This is a genomic window from Myxococcales bacterium (genome assembly GCA_016706225.1).
Taxonomy (GTDB): Bacteria; Myxococcota_A; Polyangia; order Polyangiales; family Polyangiaceae; genus JADJKB01.
The window spans coordinates 424,324-450,563 of sequence record JADJKB010000021.1; the positions used below are offsets into that span (position 1 = coordinate 424,324).

A 26,240-nucleotide genomic window follows, 5' to 3' on the forward strand; every position below is an offset into this window, starting at 1 on the left:
GGTCGCATGCCCGGTAGTAGCGGGGTGACCGGTATAGTCGGCGTCCATGACTGCACCGATGACCCCCAGACGGGCGCGTCCACGACGTGGACGCGCCGTCCGGCATCTTTTCCGCTGGATCCGTGATCGGGCTGGCAAGCAGATATGGTTGGGAAACTCCTTCGGGCGGGGCTACCGATGGTTGCGCTGAAGCGGAGGGCTCGCCGGAAGGCGGTAACGCTGGCGCTCGTGTATGGCGTGCTGGCCGGCGCGTACATCGTCGCCTCGAGCCTGCTCCTCGGCGAGATACCAATCGGGCACCGGGACCACGCCTGGCTCGAGACGCTGAAGGGGATCGGCTTCGTGGCGGTCACGGCCGTCGCGCTCGGCGTCGTTCTCCACCGGGACTACTCTGCGATCCTCGAAGCGAGGGCAAAGCTAGCTGCCTCAGCAACGGCCCTTGCCAAGGCCCATAATGCGGCCTCGTTGTCAGTCGTCACGGGCGCCATCGCGCACGACATGCGAAACCTGCTCGCCGCCGCCATAACGAACCTCGACTTCGTTGGTCCGTCGGCCGGAGCTGACGCTGAAACGGAGGAGGTCTTTCGTGACATCCGCGAGTCACTCGACCGCCTGTCGGCCGTCACGGGGGAGCTCCTCGGACGCGGAGGGCGGAACACCTCGACCTACCCGCCGGCTGACGTCGACCTCGCCAAGGTCGTCGAGGACTGCGTGAGACTGACTTCGCTCTTCGCCCGCGGCCACCGCTGCGAATTCGAGACCTCCATCGACGGTGCCTGCATCGTCCGTGCCCGGAGGCAGGAGCTCGAATGCGCCGTCCTCAACCTCCTGCTCAACGCCATCGATGCCAACCAGCACATCGGGAAGATCGCGCTCAGCGTCGCGCGACGTGAGGAGGGCGTCGTCCTGAGCGTGCGCGACGAAGGCCCAGGAGTGCCGCAAGATCTTCGATTGAAGATCTTCGAGCCGTTTTTCACGACGAAAGGCGAGCAAGGCAACGGCGTTGGCCTTTCCGTGACCCGCGCGCTGATGCGGTCGTACGGTGGGGACGTGCGACTGTCGGATCCCGGTCCCGGCGCACAGTTCGAGATCAAATTGCCGGCCGCATGAAACTCGTCATGGCTGGTCGGAACTGACCACCGACTGGGCGGATCCGACCAGCGACGTTCGCGCTCGCAGCTGGACCGCCTCGCGTTTCCGCAGAGATCGCGAACCCGGGCCCTGAGCACGCGCCTTGCGTTGCCGCCACTGGTGCCGACGGCGCCAGAAGGAGCCAGCAATGCAATCCGTGCTCGATGCCCAAGAACAACTCCGACGCGTGTACTTCTCCGTACTGGAGAGCCAGGAGCACTTCGACGAGTTCAAGCAACTCCTCGCGCTCTATCCGGCTGACAACGATGACCGCGGGACGGAGACCGCCGAGGCCACGTCGGTACGCACCTCCCTAAACCAGCGAATCAACAACTGGGTCGACTTCCCTTTCTCCGGCTTGAGCGCGCTCCAGATCACGCTGCTCAGGCAGATGCTGGTGGAGGAGCGCTTGAACGTCGCGTTGTCCCCGTGGAAGGAATCGAACACCTACTGACCCGTTCGGGCGGGTAGAGCCATGCACCGGGTCGACATCGACGCGCTCTACTCCGGCTACTGCGACTCGGTGCCCGGTGAGATCCGGCCGGTTGCGCAAGAGCTTGCGCACCGGCTGGGCCTCGCGCCGGTGCCAGGAGTGCCGTGGAGCCAGGTGTTCGGGAACGCCGTGACGCTTGCCGCGCCGGCCCTGGTCGCTGAAGCCTTCCCCCGCGCGGAACCGGCGATGCTCCGCCTCGCGGTCCTGGCGCACATGCTCGCGGTGATCGAGGCCTTCGGCGCGGACCGCCTGGCCGACCGACAGGTGTGTGCGAGTGGACCGCTGCTGGGGGCCCTCCAGGAAGTTCGAAACGGGCGGGACCGCGCGCTCCACGAATTGGACGCGACGGCCTCGTATGAGGTGGCGGATCAGCGCTCGCGCGCGGCAATGGCGGGTGAACGGGAGTGGCTCGCTCGGGTTCTACCTGCGAGCTACCCGACGTACGCGCGCCTTTCGCTCGACAAGCAAGCAGTGGGGTTTGCCGCGTCGGTGGCGCTGGCGCGCGCTTCAGGCGGCTCGCCCGCCCAGGTGGTGACCCTCGAGCGGCTCCTCGCCGACGTGTGGCTCGGTCTCCAACACCACGACGACGTGGTGGACTGGGAGGACGACTGGGAGCGTGGAGGCGCTTGGGCCGTGTGCTTGGCGCGTGGCGCGCCGGCCGGCTTTACCGCAGCCGAAGCCCACGCAATTCGGCACTACGTGCTCGGCTCCGGCGTGCTCGCCTTGCTGCTCGAACGCTCGCGGCGCCACTACCGCGGCGCCTGGCGCCGGGCACGAGCAATCGGCGCGCTCGGCCTGGCAGCGTGGGCACAGGAGCGTCATGAGAAGTTGACGGCCCTGTGCCGAGCCGAGAAAGCCAGCGCGGGCTACGCGGTACGTCTCTTCCGACTGGCACCCTTCGCGGCGGAGGTGCTTCGGTGAAGCGCGAGGGCTGGGAGTTCGACTACCGGCCCGTGGGTCAATCGCACAGGGGCAGCGCCGATGCTGATCTCGACATGGTCGTGGCAACCCGAGCGGAGGTCGACTCTGTGCACCTCAGCGCTGTCCTGGGCGCGCTGCTAGAAGACGTTGAGGTGGAGCCCATCCTGGTGACGGACCCCCTGTTCTGGAGCCGAATTCGATCCACGCGATTAGCCCGTCCTTTGGAGCTGATCCGCGCGCTGGAGCGTGCTGGCGTTGGCGTGCGCTATACCGCGTTTTCGCGCGCGGGCTCCGATGAGCTGGCGCCCCCCGTCGATTGGTCCCCGAGTGCTGGGCGACGCCCGACCCAATGGCGCGCGCGTGAAGAACGCTGGCATTCTGACCGCGACGACCCCGGGCTATGGTTCCTGGGCGAAAACGGAATTGCCGTGGATCGGACGACGTGTGGAACGGGCGCCGGCACGCGCCTCGCGGTGATCGATAACGACGCGGGAGCCACCGATCACCTCGAGCTGGACGCTGTGGAGCTTGTCGGCGCACGGAGCGTCTCCAGCGGCTCTCGGCACGGCGCCAGCCTGTCGGCCTGGGCGGTCGGGACGCGCGACGCCGCCTTCGCGGGAGTAGCCCCAGACGCGACGCTTCGCCATTACTACATTCCGAAGCCCGGAAGCGACGTCGTCTCCCTTGCCCTGGCAATCGCACGAGCTGTGGACGATGGGGCCGACGTGGTCCTGTGCGCGACTCACGTCGAAGGCACGTGGAGTCCGCTCCTCGACGACGCACTGGAGCTCGCGACCCGAGTGGGACGGCGCGGATTGGGCACCGCAGTGGTCATGCCCGCTGGGCGCGAGTGCTCCAGCCCGGAGGGAGCCGTCCACGCAAGCCTCAGCTTGGGCTTCGGAGATCCCGCGAGTGACCCGCGCGTGCTCTGCGTCGGCCCAAGTTCGGCGGCAGGCGGGTGGTTCTTGTACCGCGACCGCCGCGGAGTGTACCGGCCGTTTTCCAACCGCGGGCCAGCCATGCGATGGCTTGCGCCCGGTGATGATCTCGCCGACCCGTTCCGCCCCGGTGAGCTCGCTCACGCGGAGTCCAGTGGCGCGGCGGCGGTAGCGGCCGGAGCGCTTCTGCTCGTCCTGGGACAAAACCCAGGGCTCACCGTGTTCGAGCTGGTGGAGCTCGTAACGCAAAGCGCGACACCGCTGGCGGGCGAGAGCTCGGAGCGACGCGGACTTACGGTCCACCGCGAAATCGAACCTGCGAGCGTCGACCGAGACGGCCACAACGTCAAACATGGCTACGGACGTATTCACGCAACGCGCGCATGTCTGCTCGCGCGAGATCCCATTTCCGGAGCGCTCGTGTCGATGGGTGAAGACGGCGCAGCGCGGGCTTGGCAGAGTTTGGTTGCTGCCGATAGCTGGTACTCGCCGGAGTTCGCGCGCTGGGCTGCCAAGACGTGCTTCGCGCGGCCGGAGCTCAGGCAGGCGCTCAGCGCCCTGGTCCGCCACGCGCGCCTTCTCGCGCCAGATCCTGGCCGTGGCGAATGGCACGCCGTCGGTGCAGTCGCGCGCCAAACAGCGGTCCTGCTTCGCGCGTTGCTCTCGCTCAGAGACACCGCACCTCCGGCGGTCGACGCGGAGCTCGAAGCATTGGCGCGTGCCGCGTTGGCGTCGTCGCGCATGCCCGATCTGCGTTCCGCCTGGAGTCGCTATGTGAGCAAGGCGTCTCAGTGCCTCTGGCCAGACGCCGTGGGGAAGTCGAAGGCGCTCGCTTCCTTGGCCGCCACCTGACGGTGCTTGGCGCCCGAGCGGCCCAGCCGTAGCCTTTCTCGCGATGCCAGGTCGGGGCCAGGCGGGGAGTGGAAGGTACGTGGGGCGGGTCACCGCCCTGTTGTCTTTCCTCACGCTCGTGGTGGGAGCGGTCGCCCTGCACGGTGCTCTTACTGCTTACCAGCGTCCGACCGCAGGCGTGCTGGTCGACGCCAACGGGGTGGTTTCCGAAATCGGACTTTCGACCAGGGAGGCGAAGAGGCACGGACTTCAGTTCCCCACGCCGCTTCAATCTGTCGACGGAGTGTCCCTGACACAGTCAGCCTCACGGCGCGGCGACGACTGGGATCGTCTCGTGTCGGGGGCGGCGCGCGCAGGAAAGACGCACGTGCGCGCGGTCGTCGGACCGCCGAGTGGCCCGCGTGAAGTGGAGTTACGGCTGCACCTGCTCGAGCCGATCGTCTGGTGGTCGTACGGCGGGGCCTTGATACTGGTCGGGCTCCTCTACATCGCCGCAGGCCTGGTCGCCATGCGGGCTAGCCCGGGCGGCCGTTTGGCCCGTTCGTTCGCGAAGCTGGCGTTCAGCATCGGATTCTTCGTTCTGACACTGTTCGATCTGCACACCACCCGCCGGCTGGTGCCGGTGTTCTTCGCCGCGCTCGCGTTCGTCCCTGGCGGCTTCGTGCTGGTTGCCCTGCGCCTTCCTGATGACGCGCCTGCCCTGGATCGGTTTCCGGCGATCGAGAGAATCGTGGACGCCGTCGGCTTGGTGGTCGCCACTACCCTGGTGGGCCTCTGGGCAGCAGGTCGGCCAACGACAAGGGTTCAAGCGTTCTGGACCATCGCGATGGGAGCCGCGCAGGTCTTCTTCGTTGTGACGTTCGTTGTGCGATTCGCGCGCGCGCGAGGGACTCGTCGGGCGGTGCTCAGATCCCTATTTCTCCCGATGGTCCCGCCGTATCTGGCGGCCGCAGGCCTGCTCTTGTTCGCTCGCCTCGGTATGTGGAAGCACGAAATCAACGTCTTCGCCTTCCCAGCTTTCGCACTTGCCCCCCTCGCGAGCGTGTACGCCCTCGTGCGTCACGACCTGTGGGACAGCCGCGCGCTCCTGACCCGCCTGCTTGCCAAGGGTTTCGCCGGCGCTGTGGCCTGTGCGATCGCGATCGCGATCGGAACGATCGGCAGTGTCGAGCTCGGGTTTCCCATTCAGATGGCGCTGTTCTCCGCCACTTCGACCACCGTCCTCGGAGCGCTGCTGGTCACTGCCGCGCTGTACTGGACCGAGCGACGCTTGTTCCCATCCCGCGCCGAGTACAAGCCAACCATCGAGCAGCTCAGCGCCGAGCTCCTGAGCATCACGTCGCCAACCGAGGTTGCGCGGGCCATCGAGCGCACGGTCGCGCGCTGGCTTCCCTGCGACGACCTCCGATTGGAGCTCAACGAGGCGACTGAGGCGACCGAGGCGCCGTCCAGCGCGTCCGGCAGCAAGCTTCGCGTTCCACCCGCGGTCGGCACCGACGCCCGGCTCACAATCCCGGTCGAGTTCGAGGGCCGGAGGGTCGCGACCCTCGACGTCGGCCAGAAGCGAGGCGGGGCACTATTCACTCGGGACGACCTGGACCTCCTGAGCACCATCGCCAATCAGGGGGCGCTCGCCTTGGCCCACGCGGTCGCGTATCAGGAGCTGGAGCAACGGCGCCGCCAGCAGGCCGCAGCTTGGCGGGGCGAACGAGAGGCCCTAGTCGAGACCGTCGCCGCCGAGATCGCGCATGAGATCCGCTACCCGCTGAACTTCTTTCGCCACGCGTTCGAGCGGCTCGGGACGAGCGACGGGCTGGAAGACGAAGACGTCGATATCGGGCGGGAAGAGGTCGAGCGTCTCGAGCGATTGGTGTCGGGGCTCCGGCGCGTAGCGGCTCACCGACTCGACAGAAAAGAGGTCCCAGTCGTCGAGCTTTGGGCGCGGGCTGAAGCCCTTTTGCGCGACGCGCTGACCGGGCACGAGCTGCACGTCCAAGTGCCCGCGGGCGCGTACGTGCGTTGCGATCTCGACCAAATCACCCAGGTCCTGGTGAACCTGGTGGCGAACGCGCTCGACGCTGCCGGGAAGGACGGCGCTATCGGCATCGAATGGCGGCCGAATGCGAGCGGCGCGGAGCTCTCCGTCTGGGACTCGGGTGCGGGGTTCGTCGGCGACCCGTCACGCCTGTTCGCGCCCTGGTACACCACGAAACCTCGCGGAACCGGCCTCGGTTTGGCCATTTCGCATCGCCTGATTCGTGGCCACGGCTGGACCATCTCCGCGGCGCGGCGCGACGGCCGCACGGTCTTCACGGTCGCGATCCCCACGGCGGACGTGTGCGTGCGCGGAGCTGGCGACGTGTCCGACGCGCGCGTCGCCTGAGTCGGGTGTGCGTCGTCCCGAGCCCGTAGTCAGCGCGGCCTTCGAGGAGCCCGCGGCTGCAGGCGGTCGCGGCTTTCAGATGTCCCTCGAATACGGCCACGACGCCACCGGCGGCACCTGTGGAGTGCCCCAGGAAGAATCAAGGCGAGGAAAGTGAGGGCGTGGCATTCGTAGGCGCGTTCACGTTCCTCGTTTCGCCTGCGCCGCTATCGCGGCCGCGAACGTCTCGAGCGCAGCGCGGAACTTTTCCGCTGTTTCCCGTTGCCGGTGGCTCGCTCTCAGCGCGTCACCGCTCGTGTGAACGAATGTGCCCGGCGCGAGCCCGGTGGCGGCGCCCATGGCGGACACCGCACCGTGGATCGGGGTGTTCTTCGCCATGTGGTGGTAGAAGGTCGCGAACCCGATGAGCGAGTCGGGGACCGATATCGTCCCCTTGGGTCCCACCAGGGCGTGGAAGCTGTCGTCGCTACTCTTGCTGATCGCTCGGTACGCTTCGTGCCCGTGACAGCTGGACATGCAGAGGATGAGCTTGCTGTCGAGCTGTGGGTTCAGGATTTGGCAGATCTTGCCGAAGTCCTCCCAGGTCAGGCGGGTGCCGTCGGTGAGAGCGAACCCCGCCTCGGAGCCATGCGCGGAGATGTGCACGACCGGGAGCTGACCGCGGACGTGCCCCTCTCCGACTTTGACGAGCGCCTTGATGAAGGTCTGCCCACTTACCACTCGGTAGTACCGGCAGCCCAGGCCAACCTGCTCAAGGACGCGTCGAAGGGCCTCGCCTTCCTCCCGTCCCGACAGGATATCGTCAGGAGTGAGCGACTCTATGATGTGAACGACCTGGGGCGATGCCTTCGCATTGGTCGTCCTCTGCTGTCCGAGTTTCCCATGTGCACTCATCGCGACTCCAGGCCAATCATGACCCGGTCGCTCCGAAACAGCGAACGCCCTGCCGTGCCAGTTCGAGGTCCGCGTCACCGAGGACGTCGGCACCGGGCAGAGCAGGCGGATCTCGGCGAGCCCCTCGGTCCAGATGGAGATGACGCGGTCGTCCGCCAACGGGTTTGGCTCGAGGAACTCCGCCGCTCGACGCTCGCTCGTCAGCTCCCGCTGGATTCCGAGGGCGAGACGAGGTGATCTCGAGTCACGGGCCGTCCGCCAGCGCCAGGAGCTCCGCCACGATGGTCTCGTCGTCGCAGTTCATCATCGGCCCCGAGCCCGGGGCGGGGCCATATTCGGAGCGCCCTCCGCGTGCGCAGCGCCCTGCTCGCGTCACGCGCGGCCCGTCACGAGCCCGTAGTCGACGCCGCCTTCGAGGAGCCCGCGGCAACAGGCGATCGCACCCTTCACGTGTCCTTCGAAGACAGGATCGCGCGCGCCGTCCTTGCGCAAGTCGAGCAGCGTTCGCGTCGCCATCGACAGCATTTGCTCGGCGCTCAGCCGCACTTCAGCGCGGAGGTCGATGAGCTCGACGTCCCGAAATCCGGCGGCGGCAAGCGCCTCGGCCGCCGCGCTCATGGACTGCCACGCGGGCATCGCCCACCCCTGCATTACGTCCTCGATTAGCTCCGGTCGCCCTTCGCCGACGAAGAACTCCATCGCGCCGTAGTGTCCTCCGGGCGCGAGCAGGCCATGAAGGTGCTCGAAGTACCCTCCCGTGTCTGCGGCATGACACAGGCTCTCCAGGTTCAGCGCCGCGTCGAAGCTGCCAGGCGCGAAGGTGGTCGCGGCGTAGTCCATCTCCAGGAGCTGGACCTTGTCCTCGACGCCCCGTTCGCGAGCGAAGCGCATGCCGAGCTCGACTTGACCGCGATCCAGCGTGATCCCCACGACCTTCGCGCCGCGTTCCCTGGCGAGCCAGATCGCGGTACCGCCGACGCCGCAGCCTGAGTCCAGAACGCGGCTTCCTGGGCCGATGCCCAGGCGATCCGCCAGGTACCGATTCGAATTCTCGTGCGCTTCGTCGAGCGATCTTGTCGACGCGTCGGAAAGCCCGTAGTGAAAAGAGAGAGCGCGCCCCGACCAGTTGGCGAGGTAGCTACGCTCGTTCGTCGCCCGGTAGTATTCGACGACTCTCGCTATCTGTTCGTCCGGAGTCTTGCCCACGACGCGGATGATACCGGTTGGCGGCGCGACCCGCACTCCGGGCTCGCCGGGTATTCGCGCCTCCGCTAGGATTCGTCGGCGCACGTGGCGTTTGGGGCCCCAGCGCTCGAGCCAGAATGAGAATCCTCGTCGTTGACGACCAGCGGAGCGCTCGCAGGTTGCTCTGTCACATGCTCGCCGCTGTCGAGGGCGCCGAAATCCTGGAGGCGGCCTCCCTCGCAGAAGCGCGAGCCGCTGTCGAGGAGCAGAACCCGGACCTGTTGTTGGTCGACATCCGCCTGGGCGAATCCCCCACGGACCGAGGTGGGCTCGAGCTCATGAGCTGGCTCAGGGGCTCGGGCTACGCGACGCCGGCGGTGATGGTGACCGCCTTCAGTGAGGTCGCGGAAATCCGCGAGGCCATGAGGCAGGGCGCGAGCGACTATGTGTTCAAGGACGAGCTGAGTCCGGAGATGCTCCTCCCAATCGTCAACGGCATCGCCGAGAGGGCCCGCCTGCTGCGCGAGGTCGGCAGGCTCCGAAAGAACCTGGACGCGCGCTTCGGCACAGGAGCGCTGGTCGGGTCCTCGCCTGAGATGGAACGCGTGCGGTTGCTGGTCGAGCGTGTCGCGGGGTCGGACTGCTCCGTCCTGCTCCGGGGACAGACCGGCACGGGCAAGGAGCTGGTTGCGCGGACTCTGCACCAGTTGGGCACTCATGCCGACGCCCCGTTCGTTGCGGTCAACTGCTCGGCGCTGCCCGGCACCCTCGTCGAGTCGATCCTATTCGGCCATGAGCGCGGCGCGTTCTCGGGTGCTGACCGGCGGGTACGCGGCCAGCTCGAGCTAGCAGGCTCGGGTACCGTGCTCTTGGATGAGATCGCCGAGATGCCCCCGGAGCTCCAAGCGAAGCTGCTCCGAGTACTCGAGGACCGGCGGTTCCGGCCGATCGGAGCCGAGCGTGAGACGCCGCTCCGCGCCCGGATCCTTGCCGCAACCCACGTTGACCTCGAGGAGAGGATCCGCGACGGGAGGTTCCGGGAGGATCTCTTCTACCGCCTCAACGTGGTGTCCATAGCGCTGCCGTCGCTGGCGGGGCGAGGTGGTGACATTCGCGAGCTCCTGGCGTCGCTGCTCCCGGACCTTCGGCGCAGATTGTCGTTCAGCCCCGACGCGGTGGAGTGGCTCGCAGGCCGGCCGTGGCCGGGCAACGTTCGCGAGCTCAAGAACGCGCTCATCCGCGTCGCGCTCCTCTCCGACACCGATCACGTGGACGCGAAAACGCTCCAGGAACTGGTTGGCGAGAGCGCCCGCAACTCGGGAGCTGAGGTCGACGGCTTGGCGACCCGCATTCTGGCCCTGCCGGCCGGTACAGGATCCAAGCTCGACAGCGTTGAGCTTGCAGTGCTGCAACGTGCCCTCGAACTCTCTTCCGGGAACAAGAGCGCGGCGGCGCGGCTGGTAGGATTAGAGCGGAAAGCGTTCGAGCGACGCTGGGAGCGAGGGTGCGGACGTCCGCCGGATTCCGGCGACGACCCGAGCGGGTAGCTGACGACCGACCTGGCAGCGCGGTGGCGCGGGCGCTCTTCTAACGGAGCGCGCCTGCTGCGCGCAGCGTACCGCGCAGGACCTTCAGCCGCTCGTCCAGTTCGTGGAGCGTCGCGACGGCGCATTCCAGCTCCTCTTGGCTCAGTTTTTTCAAGGCCCGCGGGTCCGCGAACGTCTCTAGTGGCATGTTCGCGACGCGCCGGAGTCCGTCCAGCGCCCTGGAGATCGCTGGCTTCATCGGCCGTCCGCCGTGGCCTTTGCGCGCAGAGGCCGCCTGTGTCTCGAGCGCCTTCGCATCAAGGCACTCCCGTTCGGCGCGTGCGAGCAGCCGTTCCTGCGCTCGTGCCGGCAGGCCGAGGACCGCGCGCACGTGCGTGACCCCGAGATGCTTGCTGGCCTTGATCTCCGGCAACCGTAGGGAGAGCTCGAAGATCGCCACGGACTGCCACAACTTTGCCCTGCTCATTTGCAGGCCGCCATGGTCCGCGAGCCGGCGGAACGAGACGTCCTTCTTACCGTTGTCGCGCAGGAGGTCGACGTCGCCCCGATACAGATGCCGAAACACGATCTCGCCGACGTTCAGCGCGATGGCGAGCGACCCAGCGCGCACCACGCACTGGATCTCGGCAAAGGCAAGCTCTACCGGATCCTCGCCCACCAGCACCTTCGGGCGGGGAGGCCGAAGCTGCACACCGCCGGGCCCCAGCGGGGTCGCGCGAGGACTCCCGTTCCCGTTCGTGATGATCCCAACCCGGTCGTCCATGCAGGGTCGAGCGCACTTTTCGTGCCCGGGGTGGGGCGGCGGAAACCGCGAGGATCCTCAGGCGCCGCCGGCCCTCGCTGGTCGGATCCGACCAGGGGGTGCCCGGAAATGGGCAACCTCGCCCGTCCCGGCAGCGCGCTCAACCGCTGCGACACTCGCGATGCTTGCCGCCTGGGCTGTGGGCCGACCGATCTCGGAGGAGCACGCAGACGACATACCCACCGGGAGTGCTCGATCCAGGACCGCAAAGCGCGACTTCCGGGCAACCTCAGGCAGGACCGTCATGACCTCATCACGCCCTAATTGGTTGTCCGACGACGACCACATCGGCTTTCGCTGCCTGCAGCACGTCGTGCACCTCGGCCGCCGTCGCGTCGGGCATCACCCCGTGCATGTCGTTCTCTGGTCGCGCGTGACACGCCGCGACGCGCACGCCCTCGATCGTCGCCGACCAGGCCGGCACGGTCGCTTTTAAGGAACGCCTGGACGCAGGCGTCAAGTCTGTGGCGTTGGCCCCCACGGACTTGTTGGTCAAGCACCACCTGTCGTGGTTCCCACGCAGGGTCGGGATCGCGCGCTCAGCGAGCAGGGCCAGCGTCTCGTCCGGGAAGACGCCGTAGTCGACCACGTCGCCAAGGCAAACGATCTCGCGCACGTCCATGCCATCGAGAATGCGCAGGGCGTCGCGCAGCGCGTGGATGTCGCCATGGACGTCGGAGATGAAACCGATCTTGGTGGGCATGAAGTCCTCCTACCTATAAGGACTTTGCGGGCTCGCGCCGCGTGAAGGCGGCAGCGCTACGCGCGGGAATGACGCAGGTGGTCATCTTCTGCTGGAACCACCTCCCCCCAATTCGCGGCTTGCAGCCAGCGCGATGGTCTCCGCGCCAAATGGGTCGTTCGGGGCTCCGGGGCGTCCGAGGCCAGAGCAACCAACATCCTCGCACGTCACGCCGCCCATTCGCGAAAACCTGGGCCCGCCTCCCCACGGTTACCCTTGGCAGCGTCGGCTATAGTGGTGTTCACGTCGACTTGCGGATCCGCGAGGATCGATTGGCTGGAGAACCAACGAATGCCCAAAGCTAGGAAGCGAAGGCCCGAGGTCGTTGCTGTTCGCCTTCCACCGTTGCAACGGGAGGTGCTGAATCTCGCCGCTAGCCAGCAACTGAGATGCGGCGATTCAGTTCCCGAGACGGACGTACTACTCGAGAACCCGGCGTTACGGCAGGTCCAGGTCGAAGAAGCCATCGCTTCCCTCAGGCAGAAGGACTGCCTGGACGTCATCCGCGGAAGGATCGACGTGACGCCCACCGGATTGCTCATCTGCAGCCGTCGACTCGCCGTCATCACCTTCGCGGAACGGTGGCTCAAGTACTTTCAGGGGCAGGTTGAGCGGAGACGCTCCAGGTTCGACCGCTTCACGTGGCCGGAGCTGGAGGCTGCGGGCGTGGCGACATCGAACCAATACCACCTTGCGCGCACAGTCATCGCCCAGTTCGGGCTGTACACGGGCATGTCGAGCGTGGCGTCGGACATGAAAGACGCTTCGACCTCTTACTGGGGCGTCTCGCCAGAACAGGGCGTCGACCTTCGGAGTGCGAAGGGCGCGGAGGATCTGTACCGGCGCGCCCAGTCGCTGCGTCGCACCCGGGTCGAACAACGCGCCTGGGGTCGCGTTTCACCGATGCAAGGCAGGCAAGCCGAGACCGAACGTTGGCCGCTCCCCCGTTACGACCCCGAGGTCCAGCCGTGGGCCCCCGCCAGCGACACGATCACCCGACCAGTCGTGAGGGGCAAGGCTCGCCGTGTCGTCTCCAGCGTCAACGTCGTCGCTGTCGTGGCAACGTCTGTCTGATCTTCCCCCGGTTTCGTGGACACCCCAACTGGCGCGACAATGCGCCTGGAGCGATCCATGGACAAGCGAAAGAAGCAGCGTAGAAAGCGACGAGCGTTCACCCCCGAGTTCAAGGCCGAGGCAGTGCGCCTCTGCAAGGTGGGAGATCGCACCGTCGCGCAGGTGGCTGGGGACCTGGACCTGACCGAGACGGCCCTGCGCGAATGGGTGAAACGGGCCGACATCGACACCGGCCAGGGACCGCCGGGTGCACTCACGAGTGACGAGCGGGCGGAGCTCGCGCAACTGCGGCGGGACAACAAGCGGCTGCAGATGGAGCGCGAAATCCTGAAAAAAGCGGCGGCCTTCTTCGCGAAGGAGAGCACATGAAGTTCGTGTTCATCCTCGCCGAGAAGGCCTTCTACCCAATCACGATGCTCTGCCGCGTTCTCGAGGTCTCGCGTAGCGGGTTCCACGCATGGCGCAAGCGGCCCCAGGCGCCTCGTGTTCGCTCCGACGCACAGCTCGCGGCCCAGGTCGTTGCGGTCCACGCGCGCAGTCGCAGGACCTACGGGAGCCCGCGGGTGCATGCGGAACTGCGAGCCCAAGGGATCCGCGTCGGCAAGAAGCGAGTGGAGCGGCTCATGCAGGAAAACGGCCTCGAAGCGCGGCGGAAGCGCCGCTTCAGGAAGACCACCGATTCGAAACACTCGAACCCCATCGCGCCCAACGTGGTCGCCAGAAAGTTCGAGGTCGCCGCTCCCAATCGCGTCTGGGCCACCGACGTGACTGCGATCTGGACCCTCGAGGGCTGGCTGTTCCTGGCCGTGATGCTCGACCTGTATTCCCGTCGGGTTGTTGCATGGGCCGCGAGCGAGAACAACGACACGGCCTTGGCTCTCGAAGCGCTCCGGAAGGGCCTTCGGGCGCGTCGCCCTGCTGCAGGTCTCGTGCACCACTCTGATCGCGGAAGCCCCTACGCCAGCGTAGAATACAGGGTCGCGCTGGCCGCGCACGGTCTGGTCGCGAGCATGAGCCGAAAGGGCGACTGCTGGGACAACGCGGTGGCGGAGAGCTTCTTCGCCACCTTGCGCGCCGAGCTCGTAGACCATGCGCTGTACGTCGACGCCACCCAAGCCCAGACCTCGATCGGCGACTACATCGACAACTTCTACAACATCGAGCGGCGCCACTCTCACCTCGGCTACGTCAACCCGATCGAGTTCGAATTGCGTTCACGAACAGTGAAGGCTGCGGCATAGTCATGCTGTCCACGGAAGCGGGGGAACTTCAGTCGAGTTGCAGGCGGTGCTGAGTGCGATGCGCCCGCTCAAGGGTCGCAGACACGTCGCCGAGGTGTTTGTCGATCACGCGACCTACTTCGTCGGGGGCCTGGGCGCTCACCCCGTCGCCGCATTCCTGTGCGAGATGGGCTCGTCGGTCAAGCCAGGTGCATCGACACTGGCCGTGAAGCACGCCATCGACTTCTGGAAACCGGCGGCAGTGATCGCCGCCGGCATTGCGTTCGGTCGAGACCCCTCAAAACAGGGGATTGGAGATGTTCTAGTTTCCGAACAGATCTGCGCTTACGAGCTGCAACGCGTCGGAGGCGACAGGACGATTTCCCGCGGCCCAACCCCGCGGTCCGGCGAGATACTGGTCAATCGTTTCCGCAACGTCGCTCGTTGGAAGTTCCTGCTTCCCGGCGGCCGCCGTGCTGAGGTGCGCGTCGGGGAGGTGCTCTCAGGGGAGAAAGTGGTCGACAGCGCGGACTTCAGGCGCGGCTCTTCGACGACCATCCCAACGCGATCGGTGGCGAGATGGAGGCTGTTGGCGTCCATGCCGCATGCGTGCGCGCGAAGTGCGAGTGGATTGTCGTCAAAGGGATCTGTGATTGGGGCTTGGGAAAGGGGGACACACACCAATCGCTCGCCGCCGCCGCGTCCGTGTCGCTCATCGCCCACGTGCTGCGCCACCCAACGGCGCTGGATGGCCTTGCCAAGCGTCAACGGTCGATCGCCCGTCGCGAACCCAAAGCCAGGGCACTCTCGACGAGCTCCCTCGGGCGCTCGTCCAAGGCCACCGCAAACACGCGGCATCGCGAGCACGAGAACACCTCATCGAGTGCGGAGCGCCCGGGTTGGTCGCCGAGCCGCGATGGATTCGGCTCTTTCATGGGAATCTGGTCGCCGAGTCGCGACGGGTTTGGAGGCTTCTAGGTCATCAGACGTCCGCTCTCGATGGAGAGGGCCGCCTATCGGTCGTCGTGTCCAGAACCTGCGACCCCGATGAAGCCTCGCCGAATTCGAAGGTCAAGCTCGCTGCCACATCGTGACGTGGAACTGGGCGAGCCTCGACGCAGGCTGCGGGGCCGAGCGCAGTGTTCGTGCCGCACAAGGGACCCTCAACGCCGCGGAGATCTGCGGGGTCGCCGTGAGCGGTTGGATCCGACGAGCGACTGCCCGGATCCGGGCAGCTGCCGATCGGATCTGCGTTTTGAGGGCGAATCTCTGAGGCGCGCTCATGGCTAACCGGCGATCTCAAACCAGGAGTGGTGCCTACGCGTCCGCGGAACTCGTCATGTCTGGCGCCAACCGAGCCGAGTGCGCGCACTCGTGGCGGCGCCGGCGCGGGTTGGCCTCCGATTGCACGCGGAGCGCGCGGAGCGGACAGCTGGATGATTCGGCAACGCGAGGTACAATGCGAGAATGCCGGGCGGCCCGCCGACTCGATTGGATGCGCCCTGGAGCGACGCACGGTTTGCGGTCATCGATGTTGAGGGAAACGGCGCTCGTCCCCACGATCTGGTCGAGCTTGGCGTGGTCCCGCTCGACGGAGGCCGGTCGGGCTCCTTGATCACGTGGCTGGTGCGACCCGAGGAACCGATCACCGCTCGTGCGACTTCAATCCACGCGATCACGAACGCGGCCGTCGCGGCCGAACCCCGGTTCGAGAGCGTCGCGGAAGCCGTAATGTCGGCTCTGAGCGGTCGCTATCTTGTGGCGCACAACGCGGGCACCGATTGGGCGATACTGCGTCGCAGGCTCCCTGACTTCAAGCCCCTTGGCGTTATCGACACTTTGAAGCTGGCCCGCGCAATGTGCCCGGGACGACCGTCGTACGGTCTCGACCAACTCCTCGCCGCATTCAGCCTGTCCGATCGCATGGAAACGGCGTACGGCCGGCGTCATCGTGCTGGATACGACGCACTCGCGGCAACTCACCTCTTCCTGCATCTGGCCGCAGGCTTGCCACGCGGGCACCTTTCGTTGCGCGACCTCCTGCGTCTGGCCCTACTGCCGGCGAGCGCGCCTGACCGTCAACGGAGCCTCTTCTAGTGCCACCGACAGGCAGTGCGGCGCGGTCAGACGTCGTTTGCCTTTCGGCAGGCATGCTCGCGCCAAAAAAGCACGACACCGCGATCGCGCGAGCGCAGCTCTACTTGAACTACGGCCTGCTCGCCCTCGCGAGCATCCTCGAACGCGCCGGATATCGGCCTCGCGTCGTCCACGGGCGCTTCTCCGAACCGGAGGAGTGCGTTCGCCGCATCTTCGCCGAAGACTCGGTCGCTCCCACTGCTCCATTGCTCCTCTCACTGCCAAGTAGCTTCGCGATTCCTTGGGCCCGGCGGGCAACCGCCGAGGTCCGCCGCCTTACGCCATCGACTCGGGTCATCGTCGGTGGCAGGTGGGTTGTCGCGGACGACGAAGCGTGGATACGTGCTCAGCTGCCCGGCGCGGACGAGTTCGTCCAAGGAGTGGCGGATGCGCGGATCGTCGACGTCGTGCGCGGGAGTTCCGGCTCGGCTGCGATGCCACTCGCCCGGCATGCGCGTAACGCCAGCGGGGCTACACGCCTGAACTACGAATTGCTCGAGGACTACCGAGAGTTCCAGCCAAGTGTCGAAGTCTCGAGGGGGTGCGGCATGGGTTGCGTCTTCTGCGCGGAGGCGACGGAGCCCTTGGCGGCCCTCATGGATGCAGACACGCTCGCCGAGGAGTTCGTCCAACTTGTCAAGCACTACGCGTCGCGCGACATTCACCCATACCTCGAAGCGTCTCTCTTCCGTCCTTCCAGCGAGTGGAGTGCGCGTCTTGGGCGTGCTCTCCAACGCCGTAACGTCGCGCTTGCCTGGCGCGCGGAGACACGCGTCGATACGATCTCGACCGAGCAGATCAGCGCGCTCGCCGAGGCGGGGCTCCGGGTCCTCGACCTGGGTCTCGAGTCCGCCAGTCCCGAGCAGCTCGTTCGGATGAGGAAAACGACGAAGCCAGATGTGTACCTCCGACGAGCCTCGGACCTATTGCATACCTGCCATGCCTCTGGGATCTGGACGAAGGTCAATGTCCTCCTGCACCCAGGTGAGACTCCGGCAACGATCGCCGAAACTGAGGCGTGGCTCGAAGCCCACCGCAACGCAATCAAGGGCCTGTCCGTGGGACCCACGATACTCTTCCGGTACGGGCAGGCGAGTCTGGGTCTTCTCCGCGAGTTCGCAACTCACGGTGCCAGCGCCACCGACCCGGAAGCGCTCGACCGCGACGGCTACGCATCCCTGCATCTGAGTCCGGCGGTTTCGCACGAGGCCGCGAAATCCGAGGCGTTACGCTTGTCCCGATCGTTCATGTCGGCGCGGGACTACTTCGACCTCAAATCCTTCAGCTACTTCCCGCGCTCGTTCTCCTGGGAGACGTTCCGTGCACTCGTAGGCGCAACACCAGATGCCGCCCACTCCTTCCGAGTGCGATGAGCTCCCCCTTGCGCCCCGGGCCATAGAGCGGCCGTACGGGCGACACCGGCGGAAGGGACACGGGAGCAACGCCGTCCCGTGCGCGCCCGCCGGCGCACTCACGGCGAGGGCGGCGAGGCGAGTGCCTCGTGTGGCTCTGTCGCGCCGCCAGCAATCACCTCATCTGCGCGGTTCGCAGGGCCGGCGGCTCTGCGAGCGAAGCGCGCCATCGTATCTGTCGCCAAGTGGCCGGGAGCATCACAGGCCTGCGCTGCTCGACGACATGGTCCCGCCGACCCGGCTCGAAGGCTCCTACCTTTGGGACGCCGTTCTCGCCGACCTGGCGTTCCAGCGCCACCGCGCTTCGTGGCCTCTCCGCGGCCCCGCCGGACGCGGTGCGCGAGCTACTCTTGCGGCGGCGGTCCGGCGGGCCTGGCGGTGCGACGACGGTGAGCGCTGCCGCCCGGTACAACGTCCGCAGCCTGGCGGGGGCGGCCGTCTACTTCCGTGCCTTCGCGTCAGGCGTCGATCGAGTTCGCGCACGTGCGCACGCGGTCTTACTCGACGCGATCCTCGCGATGCAGCTCGCGACCGCGAGCGCCGGCGAAGTTCGGTGCTCGTCGCGCGGGCTCGGGTGGTGAGAGGATCATCTCGCCGACGAAGGCGGCAGGGACGACTCTACCGCCCGGGTCCTGACTCGGGCGCACGCCTGAGCCTTCATGCCGGCGGCCACGTTGCCTATGCGACCAACGTTGGCTAGCCTGGTCTCCGTGCAACGCAGGCGTCAGGCAGAACCCGCGGACCTGGTCACGATCGCCCAGGCCGAGGAGCTGCTCGCCGCCAGCGTTCCAATGCTTCAACGATGGGACGAAAGCGGGAAGTGCCGGGGACCTAGGCAACCCCTCGCCTCCTACCGCGCGCACTTGCGCGACGACATCTTGAAGCTCGGTCGGAGGCTCGTCGAGGGTGAGAGGGCGGCGTGACGTTGGCAATAGACTCACGGAAACGCCTGCACCGCGTCGCGCCGGTCGCCTACACCAGTGAGGCGGCCCTTGTTGGCGACTTCCTGGATGGATTGAAACGGCGTTCCTCGCCGTGGGGCTCGCTACGGGCCGCGACGGAGTTTGATTTCGCTCGTGGACGGCCGGATGTCGTCGCGCTGTCTTCGGTAATTGGTGTGCTGTCCTTTGAGGCGAAACTTACGCGGTGGCGGGACGCACTCCACCAGGCCTACAGAAACCGTTGCTTCGCTCGGAGGTCGTTCGTGGTGCTCCCAGCAGATGGCGTCTCGCGCGCACTCAGGTTTCACGCAGAGTTCGTCCGTCGGGGCGTTGGCCTCTGCGTCGTCGCCGGCGGTCGCGTTGACATGATCATCGACGCCGCCGACGAACCTCCATGGCAGGACTGGCTGGAAGCCCGTGTAAGAGCGGTGATTCTTGAGGAGTCTCGGAGGAAGTAGGGATGGACGAGACGCTCGACTTTAAGGGTGTGGCCAAGGAGATCGCGGAGCATCTCGGAGTGTCGTGCTACGGCCTTGTGGGTTCCGGAGCGTTCAAGCACACGTTCCATGTTGAGGGCGGTGATGGCACCAAGAAGGCGCTCAAGCTCTACAAGGCGTCAGCCAACGAGCGGACCGACCGGGAGGTCGCCGCCATAAAGAAGTGCGATCATCCGAACATCGCTCACTTTGAGCGCCTCGACGTATGGGATGCGGCTGGTACGAAGGTACTGTTCTCGATCGAGGAGTACCTGGACGGCGGCACGCTGGCGGACGTGATGAAAGTCGGTCCGGTTTCAGCGGACGTCCTTCGCCGCTACGCGAGGCAACTGGTGGATGCCCTCGAGCATGTTGCGGCCCTCGGGCTCGTGCATCGAGACGTCAAGCCAGACAACATCATGCTGCGCATTGGTTCCGGGGACCTCGTGCTCGTGGACTTCGGGCTCGTCCGGGATCTCTCGCGGACTTCACTGACGAAGACGTGGGCACCACGGGGCCCGGGCACTCCCTACTACTCATCTCCCGAGCAGTTGAACAACGAGAAGGCGCTGATCGACTGGCGCTCTGATCAATTCTCCCTCGGGCTTGTACTCGCGGAGGCGGGCTTCGGGCGTCACCCTTTTCTCGCGGAGGGAGCGGATGCGTGGACGGCTGTTGAGGCGATGGGAACAAGAAAGCCGGTGAGCGATGCGTTTGGGGGATGGGCCGGGGCTCACTTCCCCGCGCTCCTCCGGATGCTCGCCCCTTGGCCCGTCGGTCGCTTCCGCACGCCGAACATGCTGCGGCAGGCATGGCTTGAAGGAGAGAAGTAATGGGCGCCTACCATCAGATGGGGCATCAGACTGAGAACCTCGTCGAGGAGGTGAAGGGCTACGACGGAGTGATCCTCAGCCCGATGAACGTTGAGCCTGCAGAAGCAGTTGACGACGCGAAAAAGTGGGTCGAGGCAGGGCTCGACGTTCTACTTGACCCACAACTGTACTTTCCCCGGAGCGAGCGGGGTCACTTGCGCGAGTGGAGTTACTTCCCGAGCGACTTCGACACGGCCGATTTCAGCTCAGAGTCTTGGTGGGACGGCGTTCTTGCCGGCGTGGCAAAGGAAGCTGCGAACCTCAACGTGAGCCGAGTGTGCAGCCCGGCGATCGTGCCTGCCACATACACGAACGACTACTACGCAGCCACGGTGGCGATCGCCGATCGACTCGGGGCACAGCTCAACGGGAGTCGGCCGCACTTGTTGACCGTCTTGGCAAGAATTAGCGAACTGGCCGACTACGAGCGGGTGATGGCGATAGCCTCGATCGCCTCAAGTACGAGCGCCGGCGGCGTGTATCTGGTCTTTCAGGCGGATGTTGTCCCCCGACTTGAACTCGGTGATCCCGAGCAACTCAAGGGTGCCATGCGCCTGATCCGGGCGCTGGAAACCAGCGGCCTTCGAGTGACGATCGCGTTCACCGGACCCGAGGTTGTCTTGTGGAAGGCAGCTGGAGCAACGTCGTGTGCGACCGGAAAGTTCTTCAACCTACGGAGGTTCACGCCGGGACGCTTTGATGATCCGGCGGGCGGTGGCGGGCAGCTTCCATACTGGTTCGAGGAATCCCTGCTCGCGTCTTTGCGCGAATCGGATGTCAGCCGACTGGCTTCTGCGGGTCTGCTCTCTGCCACGCCCAATAACCCGTTCGGGGATCACATCCTCGCGCAAATGAAGGCGTCGCCGGGCAAGTCTTGGCTAGCTTTGGGTTGGCGGCAGTACATGCACTGGTTCACTGATGTCCAGCGCCGAATCACCAGCCGAGAAACCGACCTCGGGGAGCTGCTCAAGTCAGCCGAGGCGAAGTGGCAGGCGCTTGAAGAGGCCGACCACTTGATGGAAGAAGTGAGGAACAACGGAAGCTGGCTTCGACCATGGCGGCGGGCACTGGCGGAGTACCCGAAGGCCCCGTGAGGTCCTGGCGAGATCCCGACGCCAACCGTCTCCAAAATGTCTCCACGACCCGGGTCGGTTCGCGCCAACCCACGTCGACCTGCGTCGACACGGCCAAGCCGTGGAAGCGCCGGAAGATCGAAGACTTGAGACCGAAAGACGAGCAACATCGCCGCGTTTGAAAGAGCGTCTCGTGAGAATTCAATTCCCGGCGCCTCCACCATCAAAGCAGCAGGATTCCTGCTACTTCACAGAAACGTCTCCTTCTGTTGCCGCCATGTTGCCGTTGGCGAGCGCGGCCGAGCGGTCATCCAAGAGCCGGATGGCCCGCTCGGTCTCGCCTTTGGCCAGGTGCATGTAGCCCAAGGTCGTCTGCATGTTCTCGTGCCCGGCGAGCTGCTGGATGCTGATCGCCGTGGCCCCGCGCATGGCCAGGTGGCTGCAGAATGTGTGCCGCATGATGTGGAGCGCCCCGGTCGCCCGGAGCCCGGCTCGCTGCTGAGCGCGGGCCATCCACTTCTGCAAGACCTTGGCGGTAACGGTCTCGCCGGCATCGGTGTAGAGCACCCGCGGTCCCCGAAGGTGCCGGTGGGCTGCCAAGGCCTGCTGCAGCCGCTTCGTCATGGGGACGACGCGGTACTTCATGCCCTTGGTGGCGGTCACCTTTCCCTTCCACTCGGACCTCTCGACGGTGATCAGCCCCCGCCGAAGGTCCACGTCAGCCCGCTCCAGAGCGATGATCTCGCCGCGTCGCAGCCCCGCCTCGCCGCCCAGGAGAACCAGAAGTTCGATGCGAGCATCGCACTTGCCGGCGGCCTCAACAAGCCACTCAAACTCATCGAAGTCGTAGAACTTCGGCCGGCTCTTCTCCCTCTTCAAGAGCTGAAAGCGGTGAGGGACGTGGGTGATCTTGCCCCACCGCTGCGCCGCCTTGAGGACGACGTTCAGCACCGAGGCCGAGTTGTTGTAGGTCGATGCCGAACTCCCCTTGAACCGCGCCTTGAGCTGGTCCTCGTCGGCCGCGGAGAAGCTGTCGAGCCGACGGTCGCCGAACAGCGGAATTAGGTGGTTGCGAAGAACGGCTTGCTTGGTGTCGATGCCGCTGGGCTTCTGCTTGTTCGCCTCGCAGTATTTCGAGATGAAGTCGCTCTCGAAGTCCTTCAGCTTCGGCGCCGGTTCGGCCTCCTCTCCCCCGTACGTGCCGTCGAGCAGCGCCTGACGGAGCTGCCTCTCGTACTGCTCCGCGCCGCGCTTGCTCTGCAGGGGCGAGACCTTGCGGACTCGCTCCTGCCGACCGTCGGGGTGGTCAAAATTGATGTCCACGATCCAGAACTGCCTCACCGTGCCCGTTGCCGAGTCACGGCGTCTTTCGAGTCGGACGCTCACGGTTTCCTCCGTGGGCGCGGGACGCGGGCTTGGCCTTCAGCCAGCCAGGCTAGCACTGTGTCCCGGTGGACGCGGATGGCGCCTCGGATTCTGCGAACCCCGGGGATTTCTCCAGCGTTGATGGCGCTGTAGGCTGTTTTCCGCTCGACACGCAGCAGCCCTGCTAGTTCCTCGACGGTGAGGACCGGAGCGAGTGCCACGGGCGCCATCGCTGCGGGCACGGCATCCGCATCGACGTCCGCCATCGCCGGCGTCTTCAGATCACCCGCAGCCATCACGGCACCTCGCTCGACCGCGGCGCGCGCCGACTCAGGCGTGAACGACCGTGTGCCGCGCGCGCCTCCCCATAGGGGGGCGCGCGCGGCACACGGCGTCTGCGCGGGGGTGTGCCCGGCACGCTTTGGGCACACGGGCACAGGTCAGCCATCGTCTCCCTCCGCGACCCCAGCACCCTCCTCGATGAACCATCTGTGACTGCTAGGCCCGCCACGATTGACCAGGTGAACACCGCCCAAACCTTCGACCAGCAGACCCTGAGCCGCGTCGAGTCGCTCGCGCCCCCACGTGTGACCCATTGCCCGGACGGCGGCGCGGAGTTCCCGTTCTCCGCGCCCGGGACTCTGTCGAACCACGTCAGCGAGCGCCCATGCATCATCTTCGACCAAGCGACGCGCTGCTTCGCGCTTCCGGGTTGCCTCGCGCTCAGCCACCGCAGGGTCCCTGCTCGGTTCACGGCACGCCGAGAGGCTGTGACTGTCTCTGTCGAGCCGAAGCCAGAACTCTCCAACATGTGCCCGGCGGTTCTTGGCGATGCGGACGTGAACCAGATCCCGGTGGTCCTTCGGCGTGCGCACCACCAAGAGGGTCTGCGCGCCGAACTCGATGGCGCGGGACTCGGCTCCAGCCGCCAGATCATTTGTGGACAGGGACGCATCCTCGTCCCGGTAGCTCGCGCGGTTCGCCTCGCTCGTGGCGACCACGAGCATACGGTGTCGCGTCGACGCGCCGCGCACGGCCTGCATGTTTGCCTCTACGACCTCGCGCGGCGCCTTGGCCCTGCGCGCACCGACGGATGATGCGGCCTGAATCGAGTCGACAAACAGACAGCCATGTCCGCGCTGCTGCGATGCGACATGGGCAGCCAGCGCTTCTGCGGCGGATTCGATCGTGTACGAAGCGTCATACAGATAGATCGCCAAGGGCGCGAGTGCAGCCTCGATTGCGCGGAGCGTCTCCGGAGCACGGAGTTCGGCCTGCGCCACGGTGAACCCGGCTATCTGAGCTAGGCGTACGGTCATGTCGTCCGGATCTTCATCCACGGCGAGGATTCCAACCGTCACACCTTGCGCGGCGAGATTGCGCGCTAGATGGTCTGCGATCGCCACTGCTATGAAGGTCTTCCCGGCGCTCGGGGCACCGACGATGACGGTTCGCCAGGGCACCGGCAATCCGCCGCGCGTCGCCTCGTCCAGCTCCGCGATGCCGGTCGACAGACGCACGAGCGGGCCTTCCGCGTGCCAGCGGGCGACAACCTGGGCAGGCGTCAACGACCGGAGAACACTGGCTGTCGATCGTGCGACCGCCTCGCGCAGTCGGGCAACTTCGCCCTTGTCGCTCGCGTACGCAGCCACCGCAAGTTCTTGGCCGATTTGGGCTGCGTACCTGAAATCTGCGAGGTCTCGCAAGTGTGCAGCATGACGCTCGACATGCAGAACCGCTGGGACTTCGTCAGCGATCAGCGCAAGGTATTGCGACCCGCCAACCTGCCTGAGACGACTTCCATCGGCGGTGGTCTGGCTGAGCAGCCAACCAGCGACCGATGCCAGAGTGACTGCATCTCCAGCGTCTGCGACCGAACAAACCGCACGAAAAATCCACTGGTTTGCTTCGGAGTAGAACTGCGTCGGCTCGATGATGGAGCGCACCTTCGCGACATTCTCGGAGGCCGCAAGGCACGCGGACAGCACCACCGCCTCGGCGTCCAGGTCGTGGGGTGGGACACGAGTGACCGCGCTCGAGACATCCTGACGACCGTCTTCCGGTCCGACTCGGTGTGTGGGTGTGTGCTGATTCAAGGGTTTCGTCCCCGCGCGGTGCTGCGCCCCGGCCCGGATCCAGCGTGGGCGCGCCGTCCGTGGTCCACCTGGTCCGCCCCAGGCACTTGTGGACCGGGCACGCAGAGGATCCGGTACGCCTCTAGCAGTCGTGCCTCGATGTCAGGGCGTACCGGTGCCCCGTACTCCCAGGCCCTCACCGTGGCAGCGGCACACCGAGCCACAACCGCCACCTGCACCAGACTGATGCCAGCAGCGCGGCGCATCGCCTGGGCATGTTCGTGCGTAATCTCGCTCATGGCCCGAGTAAGTTGATTCATTCGGGCCGCGTGTCGATTCGGGTTTACCCCGGCTGAACCTGACACCGGAGCCCGGAGCCCGGAGGACAGGCGAATCCACACACCGGCACGGTCGCCGAGCAACGCTCGGTCCGCGGGAACACTCGCAATGGCGTGCAGCGCGCCGTGGTCGACTCGCACGCCCGGGAGAAAATGGGCGTCAGTGGCAGTTGCGATTCGGCAGCTATGCGAAGGGGACCGGGCCGAATCCCTGCGCCGCCGGTGGGCTGCATGTCGTGGAGACCGACTCCCCACCTGGTAGACGCCGAGAATGCCGACCGGACAAGCCCCGGCGTGCTCGCGCCCGCCGGATAGGTGCCAGCAGCCTTGGCCATTTCCACCGCGGCACGGCGCGCATTGATCCTGCCCGTCTGCAGGCGACAAGCGACCTGGTACGCATCGGTCCAGTCAAAATCGCGTGTGCGTTGATCAGCAAAGCATTCCAGGGCGAGGTCGTAGACCTGCTCCACAAACGTGATGGCGTTGGCCAGGTCGCACCATGCGCTCAGGTGAGGTGGCAGTTCTACGCCCTGCTGGTCCCAATAGCGCACCTTGACCCATCGCCGACTACTGCTCCTGTGCTGTGTCCTGGTGGCTGCTGCGTTCGCGGGAGCGGCGGCTCGGTACCGCAACTTCCGCGCGAACTCCTGTGTTCGCGAGTGGGCGGTCTCCGAACGGCAGTTGCTCACGAGTGCCAGAAGGTGGACGTGCCTGGCTCGCTCGAGCACCGCCAGCTCTTTCGCGCGATGCTTGCCAAGCTCCCACTCGGCGTCTTCCTGCAGTTGCCTCAGCGAGGCCCGATACGCGCGAACCGTTGCGGCCAGTTCTTTCAGCATCAATGACCGGTAGGCATCCCAGTCGGCGTGCTCGACCGTGGCCGCCCTGGCCGCCGCCCATTTCGCAAGCGCGAGCGCTTCGCTAAGGACCGAGCTTGCCAGGTAGCAGTCTGGCGAGCCCTTGGCTGCAAAGTATCCTGCCCAGCGGAGCAGCGCGGCGCCGGCCGGCTTCGGGAAACCCGAGAACGCTTGCCGTAGAGTGAGGCCAGTATACGCGGTGCTGGTCCAACTGTCTGATACCCATGCCATGACAGCAACGTTGATTCAAAACACGTCCACCGCGCAAGCGGACATGGCGCGTTCCTGGCTCATCGGCCAGCCATTCGACTGATCGGTCCCCGCGTTACGGAAAGCTGCATCTCCTACCCAGTGCGAGTAGTATTCCCCTCATGGGTCGACGCGTTCCCTCACCCCGCACCGCACGCATCGCCGTTGTGCTCCGCAAGGATGAGCGCGCGCGACTAGAGCAGGAAGCGCGCGTGCTCGACGTGACCATCTCGGAATTGGTCCGCCAGCGGGTCTTCTCCGCGCCGC

Annotated in this window: 22 protein-coding genes; 14 read left to right on the forward strand and 8 right to left on the reverse strand. The window is 66.1% G+C overall.

Annotated features, from left to right (window positions below; translation table 11 throughout):
• Positions 1–144: 144 nt before the first annotated feature.
• From IPI67_26665 to IPI67_26685, 5 genes are all read left to right on the forward strand, one after another.
• Complete coding sequence (locus IPI67_26665) at positions 145–1,110, forward strand: HAMP domain-containing histidine kinase (GenBank protein ID MBK7583763.1); 966 nt, start codon at positions 145–147, stop codon at positions 1,108–1,110.
• Positions 1,111–1,279: 169 nt separating this feature from the next.
• On the forward strand, positions 1,280–1,585 hold the full coding sequence (locus IPI67_26670; GenBank protein MBK7583764.1) for a hypothetical protein: 306 nt from the start codon (positions 1,280–1,282) through the stop codon (positions 1,583–1,585).
• A gap of 21 nt (positions 1,586–1,606) precedes the next feature.
• A complete protein-coding gene (locus tag IPI67_26675; protein ID MBK7583765.1) occupies positions 1,607–2,545 on the forward strand; it encodes a hypothetical protein in 939 nt (312 codons plus the stop codon).
• A 428-nt stretch (positions 2,546–2,973) separates the two neighbouring features.
• Positions 2,974–4,335, forward strand: coding sequence for a S8 family serine peptidase (locus IPI67_26680; protein MBK7583766.1), 1,362 nt, complete (start codon positions 2,974–2,976; stop codon positions 4,333–4,335).
• Positions 4,336–4,702: 367 nt separating this feature from the next.
• Positions 4,703–6,718, forward strand: coding sequence for a GAF domain-containing sensor histidine kinase (locus IPI67_26685; protein ID MBK7583767.1), 2,016 nt, complete (start codon positions 4,703–4,705; stop codon positions 6,716–6,718).
• A 180-nt stretch (positions 6,719–6,898) separates the two neighbouring features.
• On the opposite strand, the gene IPI67_26690 is transcribed toward IPI67_26685, so the two are convergent.
• Positions 6,899–7,612, reverse strand: a complete 714-nt coding sequence (locus IPI67_26690; protein MBK7583768.1) for a hypothetical protein — start codon at positions 7,610–7,612, stop codon at positions 6,899–6,901.
• A 372-nt stretch (positions 7,613–7,984) separates the two neighbouring features.
• A complete protein-coding gene (locus IPI67_26695; GenBank protein ID MBK7583769.1) occupies positions 7,985–8,818 on the reverse strand; it encodes a class I SAM-dependent methyltransferase in 834 nt (277 codons plus the stop codon).
• Between the two features lie 116 nt (positions 8,819–8,934).
• On the opposite strand from IPI67_26695, the gene IPI67_26700 reads away from it, so the two are divergent.
• On the forward strand, positions 8,935–10,344 hold the full coding sequence (locus tag IPI67_26700) for a sigma-54-dependent Fis family transcriptional regulator (GenBank protein MBK7583770.1): 1,410 nt from the start codon (positions 8,935–8,937) through the stop codon (positions 10,342–10,344).
• 40 nt (positions 10,345–10,384) lie between these two features.
• Here IPI67_26700 and IPI67_26705 read toward each other — a convergent pair whose 3' ends face one another.
• Positions 10,385–11,002, reverse strand: coding sequence for a hypothetical protein (locus IPI67_26705; protein ID MBK7583771.1), 618 nt, complete (start codon positions 11,000–11,002; stop codon positions 10,385–10,387).
• A 397-nt stretch (positions 11,003–11,399) separates the two neighbouring features.
• Positions 11,400–11,849, reverse strand: coding sequence for a metallophosphoesterase family protein (locus tag IPI67_26710; protein MBK7583772.1), 450 nt, complete (start codon positions 11,847–11,849; stop codon positions 11,400–11,402).
• Positions 11,850–12,233: 384 nt separating this feature from the next.
• Here IPI67_26710 and IPI67_26715 point away from each other — a divergent pair, with 384 nt between their 5' ends.
• From IPI67_26715 to IPI67_26750, 8 genes are all read left to right on the forward strand, one after another.
• Entirely contained in the window at positions 12,234–12,962 is a 729-nt protein-coding gene (locus IPI67_26715) for a hypothetical protein (GenBank protein MBK7583773.1), read from the forward strand.
• A 57-nt stretch (positions 12,963–13,019) separates the two neighbouring features.
• Positions 13,020–14,203, forward strand: a protein-coding gene (locus IPI67_26720; GenBank protein MBK7583774.1) for an IS3 family transposase whose coding sequence is annotated in 2 segments (ribosomal slippage) — positions 13,020–13,299 and positions 13,299–14,203 — 1,185 coding nt in all. Because the reading frame shifts where the segments join, the coding sequence is not laid out codon by codon here.
• A 1,446-nt stretch (positions 14,204–15,649) separates the two neighbouring features.
• Positions 15,650–16,279 (forward strand): 3'-5' exonuclease, encoded by a 630-nt coding sequence (locus tag IPI67_26725; protein ID MBK7583775.1) that lies wholly within the window; start codon positions 15,650–15,652, stop codon positions 16,277–16,279.
• A 530-nt stretch (positions 16,280–16,809) separates the two neighbouring features.
• A complete protein-coding gene (locus IPI67_26730) occupies positions 16,810–17,691 on the forward strand; it encodes a radical SAM protein (protein MBK7583776.1) in 882 nt (293 codons plus the stop codon).
• 749 nt (positions 17,692–18,440) lie between these two features.
• On the forward strand, positions 18,441–18,653 hold the full coding sequence (locus tag IPI67_26735; GenBank protein ID MBK7583777.1) for a hypothetical protein: 213 nt from the start codon (positions 18,441–18,443) through the stop codon (positions 18,651–18,653).
• Positions 18,650–19,129, forward strand: coding sequence for a hypothetical protein (locus IPI67_26740; GenBank protein MBK7583778.1), 480 nt, complete (start codon positions 18,650–18,652; stop codon positions 19,127–19,129). Before IPI67_26735 ends, IPI67_26740 begins: the two co-directional genes overlap by 4 nt.
• Positions 19,130–19,131: 2 nt before the next feature.
• Positions 19,132–19,980: a serine/threonine protein kinase gene (locus IPI67_26745; GenBank protein ID MBK7583779.1), complete on the forward strand. Its 849-nt coding sequence runs from the start codon at positions 19,132–19,134 to the stop codon at positions 19,978–19,980.
• A complete protein-coding gene (locus IPI67_26750; protein MBK7583780.1) occupies positions 19,980–21,113 on the forward strand; it encodes a hypothetical protein in 1,134 nt (377 codons plus the stop codon). The genes IPI67_26745 and IPI67_26750 overlap by 1 nt, the downstream gene beginning before the upstream one ends.
• A gap of 222 nt (positions 21,114–21,335) precedes the next feature.
• Here the strand turns inward: IPI67_26750 and IPI67_26755 are convergent, their stop codons facing one another.
• From IPI67_26755 to IPI67_26770, 4 genes are all read right to left on the reverse strand, one after another.
• Complete coding sequence (locus IPI67_26755; GenBank protein MBK7583781.1) at positions 21,336–22,433, reverse strand: site-specific integrase; 1,098 nt, start codon at positions 22,431–22,433, stop codon at positions 21,336–21,338.
• Positions 22,434–22,474: 41 nt separating this feature from the next.
• Positions 22,475–22,687 carry a helix-turn-helix domain-containing protein gene (locus IPI67_26760; GenBank protein MBK7583782.1) on the reverse strand — a complete coding sequence of 71 codons (213 nt, stop codon included), beginning with the start codon at positions 22,685–22,687 and terminating at the stop codon, positions 22,475–22,477.
• Between the two features lie 210 nt (positions 22,688–22,897).
• Positions 22,898–24,553 carry an AAA family ATPase gene (locus IPI67_26765; protein MBK7583783.1) on the reverse strand — a complete coding sequence of 552 codons (1,656 nt, stop codon included), beginning with the start codon at positions 24,551–24,553 and terminating at the stop codon, positions 22,898–22,900.
• 322 nt (positions 24,554–24,875) lie between these two features.
• Complete coding sequence (locus IPI67_26770) at positions 24,876–25,955, reverse strand: hypothetical protein (GenBank protein MBK7583784.1); 1,080 nt, start codon at positions 25,953–25,955, stop codon at positions 24,876–24,878.
• Between the last annotated feature and the right edge of the window lie 285 nt (positions 25,956–26,240).